This is a genomic window from Streptomyces pactum (assembly GCF_002005225.1).
GTDB classification, from domain to species: Bacteria; Actinomycetota; Actinomycetes; order Streptomycetales; family Streptomycetaceae; genus Streptomyces; species Streptomyces pactum_A.
In genome coordinates, this window is sequence record NZ_CP019724.1 from 6,645,001 (window position 1) to 6,661,944 (window position 16,944).

Genomic DNA, 16,944 nt, shown 5'->3' on the forward strand with positions numbered 1-16,944 from the left:
CCGGTTGATATTCCGGTACCCGCTGTGAAGCGTCAAACATCGAGCATCGTGATGCTAAGGCCGTGAAGCCGTTCCGGACCCTTCGGGGAAAGGAAAGTGGTGGAGCCGCCGGACCAAGCGGTTAGTAGGTGAGTGATGGGGTGACGCAGGAAGGTAGTCCATCCCGGGCGGTGGTTGTCCCGGGGTAAGGGTGTAGGCCGTGCGGTAGGTAAATCCGTCGCACATGTGGCTGAGACCTGATGCCGAGCCGATTGTGGTGAAGTGGATGATCCTATGCTGTCGAGAAAAGCCTCTAGCGAGTTTCATGGCGGCCCGTACCCTAAACCGACTCAGGTGGTCAGGTAGAGAATACCGAGGCGTTCGGGTGAACTATGGTTAAGGAACTCGGCAAAATGCCCCCGTAACTTCGGGAGAAGGGGGGCCATTCCTGGTGATGAGATTTTCTCTCTGAGCTGGGGGTGGCCGCAGAGACCAGCGAGAAGCGACTGTTTACTAAAAACACAGGTCCGTGCGAAGCCGTAAGGCGATGTATACGGACTGACGCCTGCCCGGTGCTGGAACGTTAAGGGGACCGGTTAGCTCCATTTCGGTGGGGCGAAGCTGAGAACTTAAGCGCCAGTAAACGGCGGTGGTAACTATAACCATCCTAAGGTAGCGAAATTCCTTGTCGGGTAAGTTCCGACCTGCACGAATGGCGTAACGACTTCTCGACTGTCTCAACCATAGGCCCGGTGAAATTGCACTACGAGTAAAGATGCTCGTTTCGCGCAGCAGGACGGAAAGACCCCGGGACCTTTACTACAGTTTGATATTGGTGTTCGGTTCGGCTTGTGTAGGATAGCTGGGAGACTGTGAACTCTGGACGCCAGTTCAGGGGGAGTCGTCGTTGAAATACCAGTCTGGTCGTGCTGGATGTCTAACCTGGGTCCGTGATCCGGATCAGGGACAGTGTCTGATGGGTAGTTTAACTGGGGCGGTTGCCTCCTAAAGAGTAACGGAGGCGCCCAAAGGTTCCCTCAGCCTGGTTGGCAATCAGGTGTTGAGTGTAAGTGCACAAGGGAGCTTGACTGTGAGACCGACGGGTCGAGCAGGGACGAAAGTCGGGACTAGTGATCCGGCGGTGGCTTGTGGAAGCGCCGTCGCTCAACGGATAAAAGGTACCCCGGGGATAACAGGCTGATCTTCCCCAAGAGTCCATATCGACGGGATGGTTTGGCACCTCGATGTCGGCTCGTCGCATCCTGGGGCTGGAGTCGGTCCCAAGGGTTGGGCTGTTCGCCCATTAAAGCGGTACGCGAGCTGGGTTTAGAACGTCGTGAGACAGTTCGGTCCCTATCCGCTGTGCGCGTAGGAGTCTTGAGAAGGGCTGTCCCTAGTACGAGAGGACCGGGACGGACGAACCTCTGGTGTGCCAGTTGTCCTGCCAAGGGCATGGCTGGTTGGCTACGTTCGGGAGGGATAACCGCTGAAAGCATCTAAGCGGGAAGCCTGCTTCGAGATGAGGACTCCCACCCCCTTGAGGGGTTAAGGCTCCCAGTAGACGACTGGGTTGATAGGCCGGATCTGGAAGCACCGCAAGGTGTGGAGGTGACCGGTACTAATAGGCCGAGGGCTTGTCCTCAGTTGCTCGCGTCCACTGTGTTAGTTCTGAGACAACGAACAGTTGTCGGCTTTCGAGCTGAACAGACAATTAAAGAGTGTGCTTGTTCGCTCGAAACCATTAGGGTTTCGGTGGTCATAGCGTAGGGGAAACGCCCGGTTACATTTCGAACCCGGAAGCTAAGCCTTACAGCGCCGATGGTACTGCAGGGGGGACCCTGTGGGAGAGTAGGACGCCGCCGAACAATCTTTGGAAAGGACCCCTGGTCCCCAGCGTTCAGCTGGGGACCAGGGGTCCTTTCGTTTTTCCAGAGCGCACCGGGTACCCGGCTGCGCGAGAATGGCTTGCAGTACCGAAGACAGGAGTCACCCGATGTCCACCAACTCTCCCGACGACCGACCGGAGCGCGACCAGCGGCGACGGGACAGTGGTGACCGCAGTGACCGGAGCGGTCAGCGCGGGGACCGGCCGTCCTTCCGTCGTGACAACGACCGCGGTGAGCGTGGCGGCTTCGGCCGGCGGGACGACAGCCGTGGCAGCGACCGTGGCCGTGGCAACGACGGCGGTGGGCCGCGTGGTGGATTCCGCCGCGATGACCGCCGTGATGACCGCCGGGACGATCGGCGGGATGACAACCGTGGTGGTGGCGGGTACGGGCGTCGTGACGACCGTGACCGTGGGCCGCGTCGTGACGACCGGGGCGGTGACCGGCCGTCCTTCCGCCGTGACGACCGCCGTGACGACCGGCCGTCCTTCCGTCGTGATGACCGCGGTGGTGACCGGCCCTCCTTCCGTCGTGACAACGACCGCGGTGAGCGTGGCGGCTTCGGCCGGCGGGACGACAGCCGTGGCAGCGACCGTGGCCGTGGCAACGACGGCGGTGGGCCGCGTGGTGGATTCCGCCGTGATGACCGCCGGGACGATCGGCGGGATGACAACCGTGGTGGTGGCGGGTACGGGCGTCGTGACGACCGTGACCGTGGGCCGCGTCGTGACGACCGGGGCGGTGACCGGCCGTCCTTCCGCCGTGATGACCGTCGTGATGACCGGGGCGGTGACCGGCCGTCGTTCCGTCGTGATGACCGTCGTGATGACCGGGGTGGTGACCGGCCGTCGTTCCGTCGTGACGACCGTCGTGATGACCGGGGTGGTGACCGGCCGTCGTTCCGTCGTGACGACCGCCGTGACGACCGGCCGTCCTTCCGTCGTGATGACCGCCGTGACGACCGTGGCGATCGGGGCGGTTTCCGTCGTGACGACAATCGTGGTGAGCGCGGCGGCTTCGGTCGCCGTGACGACAGCCGCGGTGGCGACCGTGGTGGATACCGTGGCCGGGACGACCGCGGTGGACGTGGGCCCCGGCGCGATGACCGCGACGGGCGGCCCGGTGGTTTCCGCGGGCGGGACGACCGGCACGGCGGCGGTGGGCGTTTCCGTGAGGAGCGGGACCGTGACCGTGAGCCGATCAAGCGCCTGCCGATCCCCGAGGAGGTCACGGGCGACGAGATCGACAAGGACGTACGGCAGGAGCTGCAGAGCCTGCCCAAGACGCTCGCCGAGGACGTCGCCAGGAACCTGGTGATGGTTGCCCGGCTCATCGACGAGGACCCGGAGACGGCGTACGCCTACTCCAAGATCGCCCTGCGTCTGGCGTCCCGTGTCGCTGCCGTACGGGAGGCGGGCGGGTTCGCCGCGTACGCCAACCAGAAGTACAGCGAGGCCCTGGCTGAGTTCCGGGCCGCGCGGCGGATGACCGGGTCCGTCGAGCTGTGGCCGGTCATGGCCGACTGCGAGCGCGGGCTCGGTCGGCCGGAGAAGGCGCTGGACATGGCCGGTGCCCCCGAGGTGCACAAGCTGGACAAGGCCGGGCAGGTCGAGATGCGGCTGGTCGCGGCCGGTGCCCGGCGTGACATGGGGCAGCTTGACGCGGCCATCGTGACTCTGCAGAGCCCCGAGCTGGCCTCCAACTCCGTACAGCCCTGGACCGCGCGGCTGCGGTACGCCTACGCCGACGCGCTGCTGGCCGCCGGCCGGGAGCAGGAAGCGCGGGAGTGGTTCGCCAAGGCCGTGGAGTCCGACCGGGACGGCAGCACGGACGCCTCCGACCGGCTCGCCGAGATGGACGGCGTGGAGTTCATGGACGCCCTCGACGAGCGTGAGGCCGAGAGCGACGTGGCGAGCTCCCCCGGGGAGACCGGGGCCGGGGGCGGGTCCGAGGCTGAGGACGAGATCGAGGCTGAGGACGAGGCCGGGTCCGAGGCCGGTTCCGAGAGCGAGAGCACGGACGGCGAGAAGGGCTGACGTCCGGGACATGACGGCGAAGGGGCGGGACCGTGTACCGGTCCCGCCCCTTCGCCGTGCCGTGTCACAGGTCCAGCGCGCGCAGTACCAGGCCCGAGGCAGGCTTCGGGCCGAAGGACGTCGACTTGCGGGGCATCGTGACGCCCTGCCGCGCCAGCTCGCGGACGACCTCCTCGCGGACCGGGTGCATCAGGACCGCCGTACCGCCGTCGCGTTCCGCCTTCTCGACGGTGGCCGCCGTGTCGTGGATGTAGGAGACGTGGGCCGCGGAGTCGTCGGGGATGTGCCAGACGTGGGCGAGGAGTGTGGCGTGCAGGACGGTGGCGTCCAGGGTCCGCCAGGCCTCGGGGCGGTCGGTGGGGACCGTGCGGGCAAGCAGGCCGGGGGCCGGCAGGTCGACGAGGTGGAAGGCGCCGTCGCCGGCGAGGAGGAAGGCGTTGCCCGCCTCGGCCGTCTTCGCCAGGACGTCCATGGACTCCGCCAGCGGCGTGTCGAGGCGGCGGACGCGGAAGTGGCCGTCCAGGGCGGCAATGGCGTCGCTCACGGGGAGGTCGTGCAGCAGGCGGTGGATGGCGCGGACCCGGAGCGGGTAGCGGGCCGTGTCGACGAGGAGGACGAGGCCGTGGTCCCAGGGGCTGGGAGAGGGGTGCTCCGCGCGGAGCGTGCGGTAGGTCGCCCAGCGGTGGTGGCCGTCGGCGATGAGCGCCTGGTGCCGCGCCAGCTCGGACCGGACGCGGGCCAGGTCGTCGGGGTCCGTCACCGACCACAGACGGTGGCAGAAGCCGTCCTCCGTGGTCGTCGAGAGCAGCGGCGGCTCTTCGGCGGTGCGTTCCACGACGGTGGTCGTGGCCGCGGTGGGGCCGTCGCCGCGGTAGGTGAGGAGCAGGGGCTCGAGGTTCGCGCGGGTGGACCGCATGAGTGCCGCGCGGTCGGCTACGACGTGCGGCATGACGTCCTCGTGCGGCAGGACCACCTGCTCCGACGGGTCGGACACGCGCAGGGCACCGATGAGGCCGCGTTGCAGCATGCCGTCGCCGTCGCGCTGTTCGTAGACGTACAGGCCGGGTTCGGGGTCGCAGGTGAGGACGCCTTCCGACATCCAGCGGCGCAGAGTGTGGGCGGCCTGTTCGTTGCGTGCCTCGGGCGTCGCGGCCTGGGGCAGGATCAGGCGCACGATGTTGTGCGGGTCGGCGGACTCGAGATGGAGCAGGCCGTCGGGGCGGACCACGACGTCGTAGGGCGGCGATGTCACGGCGGCCAGGCTGCCGACCCGGTCGGGGTCGTAGCGGAGGCCTCGGAACGGGGTGAGTTCCAGGCCCCGGCGCGCCGTTGCTTCCGGGTGACCTGCTGTGTTCATCCCGGCATCGTACGTGTGTCGGTGGCATGGGGGATGATCGGGGGAAAAGGCGTCGAACGAGGAGCGATGTGCAATGAGCCGGAGCGTCAGGACGAGGCCCGAGGGCAGTGGGCGGGGCCTGAGCGAGGCGTACGACACGGCGCTGCTCGACCTGGACGGCGTGGTGTACGCCGGGGGGAACGCGATCGCTCACGCGGTCGACTCGCTCGCCACGGCCCGCGCGGGCGGTATGCGTCTGGCGTACGTCACGAACAACGCGCTCCGGACTCCCGACGCGGTGGCCGGGCACCTGACCGAGCTGGGCATACCGACGGGCGCCGACGACGTCATCACGTCGGCGCAGGCGGTGGCCCGGCTGATCGCCGAGCAGGTGCCCTCGGGCGCGCGGGTGCTGGTGATCGGCGGCGACGGGCTGCGGGTGGCGCTGCGGGAGCGGGGCCTGGAGCCCGTGGAGTCGGCGGAGGACGATCCGGCGGCCGTCGTGCAGGGCTTCGGTGGACCCGAGCTGCCGTGGGGCCGGTTCGCCGAGGCCTGCTACGCCATCGCGCGCGGCGTGCCCTGGTACGCCTCGAACACCGACCTGACGATTCCGGGCGCCCGGGGGATCGCACCGGGCAACGGCGCGGCGGTGGAGGTCGTCCGGATCGCCACCGGCGCCGATCCGCAGGTCGCGGGGAAGCCGTTGCCTCCGATGCACCGGGAGACGATCCTGCGGACCGGCGCGCAGCGGCCGTTGGTGGTCGGGGACCGGCTGGACACGGACATCGAGGGCGCGTTCAACGGAGAGGTCGACTCGCTGCTCGTCCTGACCGGCGTGACCGACGGGGCACAACTGCTGGCGGCGCCGCCGTGGCACCGGCCGACGTACGTCGACGCCGATCTGCGCGGGCTGCTCACCGGGCAGCCGGAGGTCACGGGGGACGCGGACGGGAACGGCGGCTTCCAGTGTGGGAGCTGGACGGCCACGGCGGGTGAGGAGCGGCTGGAGCTGGAGGGCGAGGGTGCGGCGCTGGACGGGTTGCGCGCGCTGTGTGCGGCGGCCTGGACGGCGGGCGGGGAGGCCGGGTGCGAGCTGGACTCGGGAAAGGCGTTGGCACGACTGGGGTTGTGAGCCGTCGTACGGGGAAGCCAGCCGTCCGGGGCCGGCTGAGGGGCCGGCTGAGGGGCCGGAGGAGGGGCGCGTCCGCCGGGATGAGTCGCCTGCCCGCCGGGATGAGTCGCCTGCCCGTCGCGGTGCGGGCCTGCCCGCCGAGGTGGGGACCTTACGCGTCGGGACGGCAGCCCGGCGTGTTCGGGATGGGACCTTGGCGCGTTGGGGATGGGTCTCCGGCGTGTATGAGCTGGAACCCTGGCGCGTTGGGGAGGGAACTCCGGCGTGCTCGGGAAGGGACCTCGGCGCGCTCGGGAAGGGACCTCGGCGCGTTGGGGATGGGGAGTAAGTCCCGGGCCGGGGCGGGACCATGCTCGGGATCGTGATCGGTTGGCAGGGTAGGCTAACCTAACTGCGTGTTGGTCGACAGTCCCCCCGAACAGCGCGCGGAGACCGCCCCCGCGCCGCCTTCCAAGCGCCGTGTCCTGCGTGCCGTCGGGCTGCCCGTCTCCGTGGCGGTCCTGGTGCTCATCGCGTTGACGAGCCTCGCGATCGGCGCCAAGGACCTGTCCCTGGCGCAGGTCTGGCACGGCCTGTTCCACGACTCGGGCACGTACAGCGACATCGTGGTGAGCGAGCGGCTGTCGCGGACCGTGCTCGGTCTGCTCGCCGGCGCCGCGCTCGGCCTCGCGGGGGCCGTGCTGCAGGCGCTCACCCGCAATCCGCTGGCCGACCCCGGCCTGCTCGGCATCAACGCGGGTGCCTCCGCGGCGGTCGTCACGGCCATCACCTTCTTCGGCGTCACCTCGCTGACCGGGTACGTGTGGTTCGCCTTCGCCGGTGCGGCGGGGGTCGGCGCGCTCGTCTGGTTCCTCGGCGGCAGCCGGGGGGCGACGCCGGTGCGGCTCGTGCTGGCCGGCACCGCGATCAGTGCCGCGCTCTTCGGCTATCTCCAGGCCGTGATGATCATGGACGACGCGGCGCTGGGCAGGATGCGTTTCTGGACGGTCGGTTCGCTCGCCTCGGCGACGAACGGCACCATCGAGGAGGTGCTGCCGTTCTTCGTGGCGGGTACGGTCCTCGCGCTCGCGCTCTCCCGCCCGCTCAACGCCATGGAGATGGGCGACGACACCGCCAGGGCCCTCGGCGCCAACCTGAACCGCACCCGGGCGCTGTCCATGCTCGCCGCGACCGTGCTGTGCGGGGCCGCGACCGCCGCCTGCGGGCCGATCGTGTTCGTCGGCCTGATGGTCCCGCACATCGTGCGCTCCTTCACCGGGCCCGACATGCGCTGGATCCTGCCGTACGCCGCGATCCTGTCGCCCGTGCTGCTGCTCGGCGCGGACGTCCTGGGCCGGATCGTCGCCCGGCCCTCGGAGCTTCAGGTCGGCATCGTCACCGCGGTCCTGGGCGGGCCGGTCTTCATCTATCTCGTACGACGGCGGAGGACGGCCCAACTGTGAGGAACGGGAAGGCCGTGAGGACCGGCAATGCCGTGAGGACCGGGAAAGCCGTGAGGACCGGGAAAGCCGTGAAGACCAACCGTGCCGTGCGAAGCCCGGGTGGGCTCTCGTTCCGCCTGGACGTCCGCGCCACCGTAGTCGTCGCCCTGCTGCTGGCCGTCGCCCTGGCGGCGAGCGTCGTGCTCATCGGCACGGGCGATTTCGAGATACCGGCCGCCGACGTGGTCAGGACCCTGTTCGGCGAGGGCAACGCGAGCCAGGAGTTCATCGTCAACGAACTGCGGCTGCCGCGCGTCCTGGTCGGACTGCTGGTCGGCGCCGCGCTGGGGCTGGGCGGTGCGCTGTTCCAGGCCATCTCGCGCAACCCGCTCGGCAGTCCGGACGTGCTCGGCCTCGGGCAGGGCGCGACCGCCGGCGCCCTCACGATGATCGTCCTGTTCTCCGGCAGCTCGGCGCAGGTCACCGTCGGTGCGCTCGCGGGCGGCCTGGTGACCGGCCTCGCCATCTACCTGCTCGCCTGGAAGCGAGGGGTGCACGGGTACCGGCTGGTCCTGGTCGGCATCGGCATGTCCGCGATCGTCACGGCGGTCAACGGCTATCTGCTCACCCGTGCCGACATCGTCGACGCCTCCCGCGCCGTCGTCTGGATGACCGGTTCCCTCAACGGCCGTGACTGGGGACAGGTCTGGCCCCTGCTCGTGCTGTGCGCCGTACTCGTCCCACTCGTTCTCACCAACGGGCGGGCGCTGCGGATGATGGAGATGGGCGACGACGTCTCGTACGCCCTCGGAGTGCGCGTCGAGCGCGTGCGGGCGCTGCTGATGGTGGCCGCCGTGCTGCTCACCGCCGCGGCCACCGCCGCCGCGGGGCCGGTCAGCTTCGTGGCGCTCACCGCGCCGCAGCTCGCCCGGCGCCTGACCCGTACGCCGGGCCCCAACCTGCTGCCGTCCCTGTGCATGGGCGCCGCCCTGCTGGTCAGCGCCGACTGGATCTCGCAGCGGGCCTTCGGAGCCGACCAGTTGCCCGTGGGAGTGGTCACCGGCGTGCTGGGCGGCGTGTACCTGCTGTGGCTGCTGGTCACCGAACGCAAGACGGGCCGGATATGAGCGCCGGCGCCGGCACCCATAGCGGCCTGAACAACCAAAGGAGCAACGTGAGCCGCCTGACAGCCGAGAACGTCACCCTCGCCTACGATCAGCGGGTCATCGCGGAGAAGCTGTCGGTGGAGATACCCGACAACTCCTTCACCGTGATCGTCGGACCGAACGCGTGCGGCAAGTCCACTCTGCTGCGGGCCCTGTCGCGGATGCTGAAGCCCAGCGAGGGCCGGGTGCTCCTCGACGGGTCGGTCATCCAGTCGATGCCCGCCAAGCAGGTCGCGCGGACCCTCGGCCTGCTGCCGCAGTCGTCCATCGCACCCGACGGGATCACCGTCGGCGACCTCGTCGGCCGCGGCCGCTACCCGCACCAGGGCATCCTGCGCCAGTGGTCGACCGAGGACGAGCGGGTCGTCCAGGAGTCGATGGCCCAGACCGGCATCTCCGAACTCGCCGACCGCTATGTCGACGAGCTCTCCGGCGGCCAGCGCCAGCGCGTGTGGATCGCCATGGCGCTCGCCCAGCAGACCCCGCTGCTGCTGCTCGACGAGCCGACGACATACCTGGACATCCAGCACCAGATCGATGTCCTCGATCTGTGTGCGGAACTCCACGAGGAGCAGGGCCGCACGCTCGTGGCCGTCCTGCACGACCTCAACCACGCCGCGCGGTACGCCACCCACCTCATCGCCCTGCGCGGCGGGGAGATCGTCGCCGAGGGCGCGCCCAAGGACATCGTCACGGCCGACCTGGTCGAGCGGGTCTTCGGGCTGCGCTGCCAGGTCATCGACGACCCGGAGACGGGTACGCCCCTGGTGGTTCCGGCCGCGCGCAAGGCACGGGGCGGGGGCGGCGCCCGGCTCGAGAAGACGGACCAGAAGGCGGGCCAGAAGGCGAGTGAGAAGGCGGACCAGAAGGCGGACGTGAAGGCGAGCGAGAAGGTGGCGGCTGCGGCGGCTACAAAAGCTTCCTGAGGCGGAACAGGTCCCGCAGGCCCGCCTCCAGCTTCACCCGGCCCGAGCCCCAGGCCTTGGCGAAGTTCAGCTCGCCGCCGACCAGGGCCACCAGGTCGTCGCCGGTCATCGCCAGCCTGATCTCGGCCTTCTCACGCGGCGGCCCCTCAAGGGTCTCGCGTACGTCGATCCGGCCGTCCGCCATGCGTCCGGCGAAGGTGACGTCCAGGTCGGTGATGTGGCAGCTCACCGAGCGGTCCAGCTCGGTGGCCGACCGCGCGTCCCCTTCGGCGTTCCGCATGTTGTCCGAGAGCTTGTCGAGTGCGGCGCGGCACTCCTCAGTCGTCGCCATCGGGACCGACCGTACCGCAGCGGTACGCGGTAGCGTCGGGGCATGAGTGACGCAGCACCGGAGCGGGAGCCCCAGGAGGCGGAGGAGGCACGCCCCGAACACGAGCCCGCCGCTCCCGCCCCCCTGGGCGTCCCCCGCGTTCCCACCGGAAACGCCGAGGTGGACGCCCGGCTGGCGCGGCTGGCCGACGCCGACCACCTGGCCACTGACGGACACGTCGAGGTGTACGAGGATGTACACCGGGGGCTGCGTGACGCACTCACCGCGCTCGACGCCCGCCCGGGACCTCCGGCTCCCGCCCGTCACCCGACCACCACCCCGCGATGAGGCCCTCGGGCCACGAGTCCGACGCGCCGTACGAAAACAGGAGCTGAACCGAACGTGGCAGGAGTCGCACGCCGCCGTCTCGACGCGGAGCTGGTCCGCCGGAAGCTCGCGCGCTCGCGCGAGCACGCGAGCCAGCTCATCGCCGCCGGGCGGGTCACCGTCGGCAAGACCGTCGCGACCAAGCCCGCCACGCAGGTGGAGACCGCCGCCGCGATCGTGGTGACCTCCGACGACAGCGACCCCGACTACGTCTCGCGCGGCGGCCACAAGCTCGCCGGCGCGCTGAAGGCGTTCGTGCCGCGGGGGCTGGTCGTCGAGGGACGGCGGGCGCTGGACGCCGGCGCGTCCACCGGAGGCTTCACCGACGTACTGCTGCGGGCGGGCGCGGGGCACGTCGTGGCCGTCGACGTCGGTTACGGACAACTCGCCTGGTCTCTGCGGCAGGATGAACGCGTCACCGTCAAGGACCGTACGAACGTACGCGAGTTGACGCTGGAAGCGATCGATGGGGAGCCCGTGGACCTTGTCGTGGGGGATCTGTCCTTCATCCCGCTCGGACTGGTACTGCCCGCCCTGGTGCGGTGCACGCGGCCGGACGCCGACCTGGTGATGATGGTGAAGCCGCAGTTCGAGGTGGGGAAGGAGCGGCTGGGCAGCGGGGGAGTGGTCCGCGGTGAACAGTTGCGGGCCGAGGCCGTGCGGGGAGTCGCCCGCAGGGCCTGGGACCTGGGACTCGGAGTGAAGGGGGTCACCGCCAGTCCGCTGCCCGGTCCCTCCGGGAACGTCGAGTACTTTCTGTGGTTGCGGGCCGGGGCCGGTGAACTGGACCCGGCCGACGTTGACCGTGCAGTGGCGGAGGGGCCGCGTTGACACAGAACCGAGCTCGTACTGTTTTCCTGCTTGCCCACACCGGGCGTCCGGCGGCCATCCGCAGCGCGGAGCTCGTGGTCAAGGGGCTGCTGAACGCCGGCCTGGGGGTGCGCGTCCTGGAGGCCGAGGCGTGCGATCTGCCGCTGCCGGGCGAGGTGGAGCTGGTCGGGGAGGCCACCCCGCAGTGCCTCGACGGGTGCGAGCTGCTGATCGTGCTGGGCGGTGACGGGACGCTGCTGCGCGGCGCCGAGTTCGCCCGCGCCTCCGGGGTGCCGATGCTCGGCGTCAACCTCGGCCGGGTCGGCTTCCTCGCGGAGGCCGAGCGCGACGACCTCGACAAGGTCGTCGACCGGGTGGTGAGCCGGGCGTACGAGGTCGAGGAGCGGATGACCGTCGACGTCGTCGTGCACCGCAACGGCGACATCGTGCACACCGACTGGGCGCTGAACGAGGCCGCCGTGCAGAAGGCCGGCGCCGAGAAACTGCTGGAAGTCGTGCTGGAGATCGACGGGCGGCCGGTGACCGGGTTCGGCTGCGACGGCATCGTGCTGTCGACGCCGACCGGGTCGACGGCGTACGCGTTCTCCGCCGGGGGGCCGGTGGTGTGGCCCGAGGTCGAGGCGCTGCTGATGGTGCCGATCAGCGCGCACGCGCTGTTCGCGAAGCCGCTGGTGACCTCACCGGATTCGGTGCTGGCGGTGGAGGTGCTGCCGCACATTCCGCCGGGGGTCCTGTGGTGTGACGGGCGGCGGACGGTGGACCTGCCGCCGGGGGCCCGGGTGGAGGTGCGGCGAGGGGCGGTGCCGGTGCGGCTGGCCCGGCTGCACCACGCGTCGTTCACCGACCGGCTGGTGGCGAAGTTCGCGCTGCCGGTGTCCGGGTGGCGCGGGGCGCCGCACTAGCGTGTGGCGGGGGCGCCGCGCCAGCGGACTCGATGGGGTGGTTTCCCGACTCCGGCGGGTGCGGGTGCGTCGTGGCTGGTCGCGCCCCGCGGCGCAGCCGCCGCCCGCACAGCGCCGCGCCCCTGGGCGGCACGCACTCCCCGGGGTGACATGGGTGGCCTGTGTGCGCTCCCGGCCCCGGACCTCGTATGGTCGTGTCCGTGCTTGAGGAGATGCGGATACGGTCGCTCGGAGTCATCGACGACGCCGTGGTCGAGCTGTCGCCCGGGTTCACCGCTGTCACCGGTGAGACGGGTGCCGGCAAGACCATGGTGGTCACCAGCCTGGGCCTGCTGCTCGGCGGACGCGCGGACGCGGCGCTCGTGCGGATCGGGGCGAAGAACGCCGTCGTCGAGGGGCGGATCGCCGTGCCCGGGGACGCCGCGGTCGCCGTGCGGGCCGAGGAGGCCGGGGCCGAGCTGGACGACGGGGCGCTGCTGATCAGCCGTACCGTTTCCGCCGAGGGGCGGTCGCGCGCGCATCTGGGCGGGCGGTCCGTACCCGTGGGGATGCTCGCCGAGCTGGCCGACGAACTGGTGGCCGTGCACGGGCAGACCGACCAGCAGGGGCTGCTCAAACTGTCCCGGCAGCGGCAGGCCCTGGACCGGTACGCCGGTGACGCGGTAGCCGGACCCCTCGTCAAGTACGCCGAGGCCTACCGGCGGCTGCGTGCCGTCGCCACGGAGCTGGACGAGATCACCACGCGCGCGCGTGAGCGTGCCCAGGAAGCCGACCTGCTGCGCTACGGCCTCGACGAGGTGTCGGCCGTCGAGCCGCGCGCCGGTGAGGACGTGGAGCTTGCGGAGGAGGCGGAGCGGCTGGGTCACGCCGAGGCGCTCGCGTCGGCGGCCACGGCCGCCCACGCCGCCCTGGCGGGCAATCCCGAGGACCCCGAGGGGGTCGACGCGGCGACGCTCGTCGCGGGCGCGCAGCGGGCCCTGGACGCCGTGCGGTCGCACGACCCGGCGCTGGCCGCGCTCGCCGAGCGGATCGGCGAGGTCGGGATCCTGCTGCGGGATGTTGCCGGTGAGCTCGCGGGGTACGCCGACGACCTGGACGCCGATCCGCTGCGGCTGGCGGCGGTCGAGGAGCGCCGGGCCGCGCTCACCGCGCTGACGCGGAAGTACGGCGAGGACGTCACCGCGGTGCTGACCTGGGCGGAGCGGAGCGTCGCGCGGTTGACCGAGCTGGACGGCGACGACGAGCGGATCGGCGAGCTGACCGCCGAGCGGGACGCCCTCAGGGCGGAACTGGGCGGACTGGCGCAGGCACTGACGGACGCGCGCACGGACGCCGCCGAGCGGTTCGCGGCCGCGGTGACCGCCGAGCTGGCCTCGCTCGCCATGCCCCACGCGCGCGTGTCGTTCGAGATCCGGCAGACCGAGGACCCGGAGGGCGTCGAGGTCGGCGGGCGAGCGGTCGCCTACGGGCCGTCCGGCGCCGACGAGGTCGAACTGCTGCTCGCCCCGCATCCGGGCGCGCCGCCACGGCCGATCGCCAAGGGCGCGTCCGGCGGTGAGCTGTCGCGCGTGATGCTGGCCGTGGAGGTCGTCTTCGCGGGCACCGATCCGGTGCCGACGTACCTCTTCGACGAGGTCGACGCCGGTGTCGGCGGCAAGGCGGCGGTGGAGATCGGGCGGCGCCTCGCGCGGCTCGCGAGGAGCGCGCAGGTCGTGGTCGTCACGCATCTGCCGCAGGTGGCCGCGTTCGCCGACCGGCAGTTGCTGGTGGAGAAGACGAACGACGGGTCGGTGACCCGCTCCGGTGTGAAGGTGTTGGAGGGCGAGGAGCGGATCCGCGAGCTGTCCCGGATGCTGGCCGGCCAGGAGGACTCGGAGACGGCCCGCGCTCACGCGGAGGAACTGCTCGCCACGGCGCGGGCGGACGCGTAGCGCTGGCCGGCGGGCCGCGTCGCGGGACAGCGGCCGCGCCCCGCCGGCGGCGCGGGTGAGCGCAGCCCGGTGCGTGCGCCGGCGCGGCGGAGGCGGCGATGACGTCAGCCGCCGGCGGGCGGTGTGGTGCGGGCGACGGCGAAGGGGTGTACCGGTTGGGTCTGGTGGGCGTCGGGTTGCCGTTTCCGGGGTCCCTTCCGTGGGGCGCCGTGGCTTCCGGCGGCCGTGCGCGGTCACCGGCGTCGGACCGGACCGTTCGGGGGTGACCGGTCGGTCCCGGGGTGTCCAGTGCGCTGGTCGGGTGTGCGGTCGGTCCCGGGGTGTCCAGTGCGCTGGTCGGGTGTGCGGTCGGCCCCGGGGTGTCCAGTCCGCCGGTCCGGGTGTCCAGTGCGCCGGTCGGGTGTGCGGTCGGTCCCGGGGTGCCCGCTGGTCGGGTGTGCGGTCGGTCCCGGGGTGCCGCTGGTCTGGTGTGCGGTCGGCTCGGGGGCCAGTCCGCCGGTCCGGTGTGCGGTCGGTCCGGGTGTCCCGTCCGCCGGTCCGGTGCCTCGAGGCGTTCGGCGGAAGGGGTCCGCCGGGGTCCCGTAGGGTGGCCCGATGATCGAGCGCGCCCGCCGGACCGGCTCCTCCTTCGCCCTCGCCGCCGCCCTCGCGCGGACCGGCCTGACCGCGCTGCGCGCCGCGGCGCCGGGCGGCCGGGAACGCTGGGAGCGGAAGAACCACACCGGACGGACCGTGGACCTGTACGCCGGGCCCGCGTCCGCGGTGGCGGCGGCGCTGGCGACGGCGCGGGTGCGGCCCGCCGCCGGGGCCGCCGTGCTCGCCGCGGGGGCCTGTGGAGCCTACGACGACGCGATGGGCGCCGGGGATCCCCGGCGTGGCTTCCGGGCCCATCTGTCGGCGCTGCGGGACGGCGAGGTCACCAGCGGAGCGGTGAAGCTGGTCGGGATCTCCGCGGCGGGGCTCGCCGCGGGGGCGGTGCTGAAGGAACGGCCGCTGGACAAGGTGCTCGCGGGCGTCGTCGTCGCCGGAACCGCGCACTTCGTCAACCTCGTCGACGTACGCCCCGGACGGGCCGGCGCGGCGGTCCTCGCCCTCGGGGCACCGGGCCTGCTGCGCGGGGGACCCGGAGCGGAGACGGCCGCCGCCGCCATGGGGGCCGCCGTGGCCGTACTGCCCGACGACCTCGCCGAGCGCACGATGCTCGGCGACACCGGAGCGCACGCGCTGGGCGCGGCCCTGGGGGTCGCGGTGGTGGCCGGGAACGGCCGGGCGGCGCTCGCCGCGCACGCGGTCGCACTCGTGGCCGCCGCGGCGTACGGGGAGAAGGTGAGCGAGGCGGCACGTTCACTCGTGTGAGTGAACCGACCCCGTCCCGTTGCCCCGACGGTCGCCCGCGCGGGACGGTCGTCGTTCCCGGAACACCCGTACGGCCTGGCATCCTTGACGGAGTATCGCGCCGGAAGCCGCGCGGCACGTCCCCTCCGCACCATCCTTCTGTACGTTCTTCGTGACCGTCCCCCGCCGATCCAGGAGTTCCCGGCCACGTGACCCCCGTGAGCAGCCACTCGCCGCACGGCCAGTCGCCGCTGCGCACCGTGCAGGTGCTGGGCGGCGGCAACGCCGGCAGTAGCACACACGTGCGCTCCCTGGCCGCGGGGCTCGTCGCACGGGGCGTGAAAGTGACGGTGTGCGCCCCCGCCGATGCGGAACGCACCTACGACTTCACCGGCGCCGGAGCCGAACACGTGCACGTGCCGCGCAGCAGTGATCCCGTGTCCGTGGCCGCGCTCCGCGCGGTGTGCGCGGACGCCGACCTGGTGCACGCGCACGGGCTGCACGCCTCCTTCCGCGCCGCGCTGGCCGTCGGTGGACGGCGGGTCCGCACCCCGCTCGTCGTCACCTGGCACGACCGGGTCCATGCCGAGGGAGCGCGCGCCCAACTGCTGCGCGTGCTGGAACGACGGGTGATGAAGGCCGCCACCGTGGTGCTCGGCGCCACCTCGGAGCTGGTCGACCGGGCGCGGCGGACGGGCGCGCGGGACGCCCGCCTCGGACCCGTCGCGCTCCCCGCCCGGCCGTGCCCGCCGGCCGAGCCCGACGATCCCGACCGGCGGCGCCCGAAGATCCGGGCCGGCCTCGGCGCCATCGGCCGCCCGTTGCTGGTCGCGGTCGGCTCCCTGGAGTGGCACCGGGGTTACGACGTCCTGCTCGACGCCGCCCGTGTCTGGCGCCGGCTCGACCCGGTACCGCTGGTCGTCGTCGCGGGGGAGGGCCCCCTGCGCGCTGAGTTGCAGCGGCGGATCGAGGACGAGGGGCTGCCGGTGGTGCTCATCGGCAGTCGCGACGACGTCACCGATCTTCTGGCGGCGGCCGACCTGGCCCTGCTCCCGAGCCGCCGGGAGGCTCGCTCCGTCCTCGCCCAGGAGGCCCTCCACGCGCGCGTGCCGCTCGTCGCGAGCGACGTGGGCGGCATCCCCGAGCTCGTCGGCGACGCCGCCGAGCTCTTCCCGGACGGTGACGCGGAGGCCCTCGCGGACGCCGTCGTCCGGCTGCTCGCCGAACCCGGACGGTGCGAGGAGCTGAAGGACAGGGGCGTACGGCAGGCGGCCACCTGGCCCACCGAGGACGAGACCGTGGCCCAGGTCCTCAGTGTCTACGACGAGTTGACGCAGCCGACGCCGCTGCTCTAGGTGTACTGCCC

At 71.6% G+C, this 16,944-nt stretch carries 14 protein-coding genes and 2 rRNA genes (1 of these 16 only partly in view); 13 read left to right on the plus strand and 3 right to left on the minus strand.

From position 1 onward, the window contains the following. Both B1H29_RS28530 and rrf read left to right on the plus strand, forming a co-directional pair. Positions 1–1,621, plus strand: a 23S ribosomal RNA gene (locus tag B1H29_RS28530) (it extends 1,501 nt beyond the left edge of the window). 106 nt (positions 1,622–1,727) lie between these two features. Then, positions 1,728–1,844, plus strand: a 5S ribosomal RNA gene (rrf, locus tag B1H29_RS28535). 32 nt (positions 1,845–1,876) lie between these two features. Here the strand turns inward: rrf and B1H29_RS38890 are convergent. Further along, complete coding sequence (locus tag B1H29_RS38890; protein ID WP_208638335.1) at positions 1,877–3,016, minus strand: hypothetical protein; 1,140 nt, start codon at positions 3,014–3,016, stop codon at positions 1,877–1,879. Between the two features lie 57 nt (positions 3,017–3,073). Between B1H29_RS38890 and B1H29_RS38895 the strand changes: the two genes are divergently transcribed. After that, positions 3,074–3,901, plus strand: a complete 828-nt coding sequence (locus B1H29_RS38895) for a tetratricopeptide repeat protein (protein WP_079167788.1) — start codon at positions 3,074–3,076, stop codon at positions 3,899–3,901. A gap of 64 nt (positions 3,902–3,965) precedes the next feature. Here the strand turns inward: B1H29_RS38895 and B1H29_RS28545 are convergent, their stop codons facing one another. Further along, entirely contained in the window at positions 3,966–5,258 is a 1,293-nt protein-coding gene (locus B1H29_RS28545) for a DUF1015 domain-containing protein (RefSeq protein WP_055416202.1), read from the minus strand. 73 nt (positions 5,259–5,331) lie between these two features. On the opposite strand from B1H29_RS28545, the gene B1H29_RS28550 reads away from it, so the two are divergent. The 4 genes from B1H29_RS28550 to B1H29_RS28565 all read left to right on the plus strand — a co-directional run bounded on the left by B1H29_RS28550 (position 5,332) and on the right by B1H29_RS28565 (position 9,882). Continuing rightward, positions 5,332–6,369, plus strand: coding sequence for an HAD hydrolase-like protein (locus B1H29_RS28550; protein WP_055416201.1), 1,038 nt, complete (start codon positions 5,332–5,334; stop codon positions 6,367–6,369). A 395-nt stretch (positions 6,370–6,764) separates the two neighbouring features. Then, positions 6,765–7,811 carry a FecCD family ABC transporter permease gene (locus B1H29_RS28555; RefSeq protein WP_055416200.1) on the plus strand — a complete coding sequence of 349 codons (1,047 nt, stop codon included), beginning with the start codon at positions 6,765–6,767 and terminating at the stop codon, positions 7,809–7,811. A gap of 68 nt (positions 7,812–7,879) precedes the next feature. Further along, positions 7,880–8,917, plus strand: coding sequence for a FecCD family ABC transporter permease (locus B1H29_RS28560; RefSeq protein ID WP_055416199.1), 1,038 nt, complete (start codon positions 7,880–7,882; stop codon positions 8,915–8,917). Further along, a complete protein-coding gene (locus B1H29_RS28565; RefSeq protein WP_055416198.1) occupies positions 8,914–9,882 on the plus strand; it encodes an ABC transporter ATP-binding protein in 969 nt (322 codons plus the stop codon). The genes B1H29_RS28560 and B1H29_RS28565 overlap by 4 nt, the downstream gene beginning before the upstream one ends. Here B1H29_RS28565 and B1H29_RS28570 read toward each other — a convergent pair. After that, positions 9,866–10,213 carry an SCP2 sterol-binding domain-containing protein gene (locus B1H29_RS28570; protein WP_055416197.1) on the minus strand — a complete coding sequence of 116 codons (348 nt, stop codon included), beginning with the start codon at positions 10,211–10,213 and terminating at the stop codon, positions 9,866–9,868. The genes B1H29_RS28565 and B1H29_RS28570 overlap by 17 nt on opposite strands. 42 nt (positions 10,214–10,255) lie before the next feature. Here B1H29_RS28570 and B1H29_RS28575 point away from each other — a divergent pair, with 42 nt between their 5' ends. The 6 genes from B1H29_RS28575 (at position 10,256) to B1H29_RS28600 (ending at position 16,933) form a co-directional block, all read left to right on the plus strand. Continuing rightward, positions 10,256–10,540 carry a hypothetical protein gene (locus tag B1H29_RS28575; RefSeq protein WP_055416196.1) on the plus strand — a complete coding sequence of 95 codons (285 nt, stop codon included), beginning with the start codon at positions 10,256–10,258 and terminating at the stop codon, positions 10,538–10,540. A gap of 54 nt (positions 10,541–10,594) precedes the next feature. Continuing rightward, a complete protein-coding gene (locus tag B1H29_RS28580) occupies positions 10,595–11,410 on the plus strand; it encodes a hemolysin (RefSeq protein WP_055416195.1) in 816 nt (271 codons plus the stop codon). Then, entirely contained in the window at positions 11,407–12,312 is a 906-nt protein-coding gene (locus B1H29_RS28585) for an NAD kinase (protein ID WP_055416194.1), read from the plus strand. The genes B1H29_RS28580 and B1H29_RS28585 overlap by 4 nt, the downstream gene beginning before the upstream one ends. A 188-nt stretch (positions 12,313–12,500) precedes the next feature. Beyond that, entirely contained in the window at positions 12,501–14,243 is a 1,743-nt protein-coding gene (gene recN, locus B1H29_RS28590) for a DNA repair protein RecN (RefSeq protein ID WP_199832267.1), read from the plus strand. Between the two features lie 594 nt (positions 14,244–14,837). Beyond that, positions 14,838–15,599 carry a hypothetical protein gene (locus B1H29_RS28595; protein ID WP_055416193.1) on the plus strand — a complete coding sequence of 254 codons (762 nt, stop codon included), beginning with the start codon at positions 14,838–14,840 and terminating at the stop codon, positions 15,597–15,599. Positions 15,600–15,787: 188 nt separating this feature from the next. After that, entirely contained in the window at positions 15,788–16,933 is a 1,146-nt protein-coding gene (locus B1H29_RS28600; RefSeq protein WP_055416192.1) for a glycosyltransferase family 4 protein, read from the plus strand. Positions 16,934–16,944 lie beyond the last annotated feature (11 nt).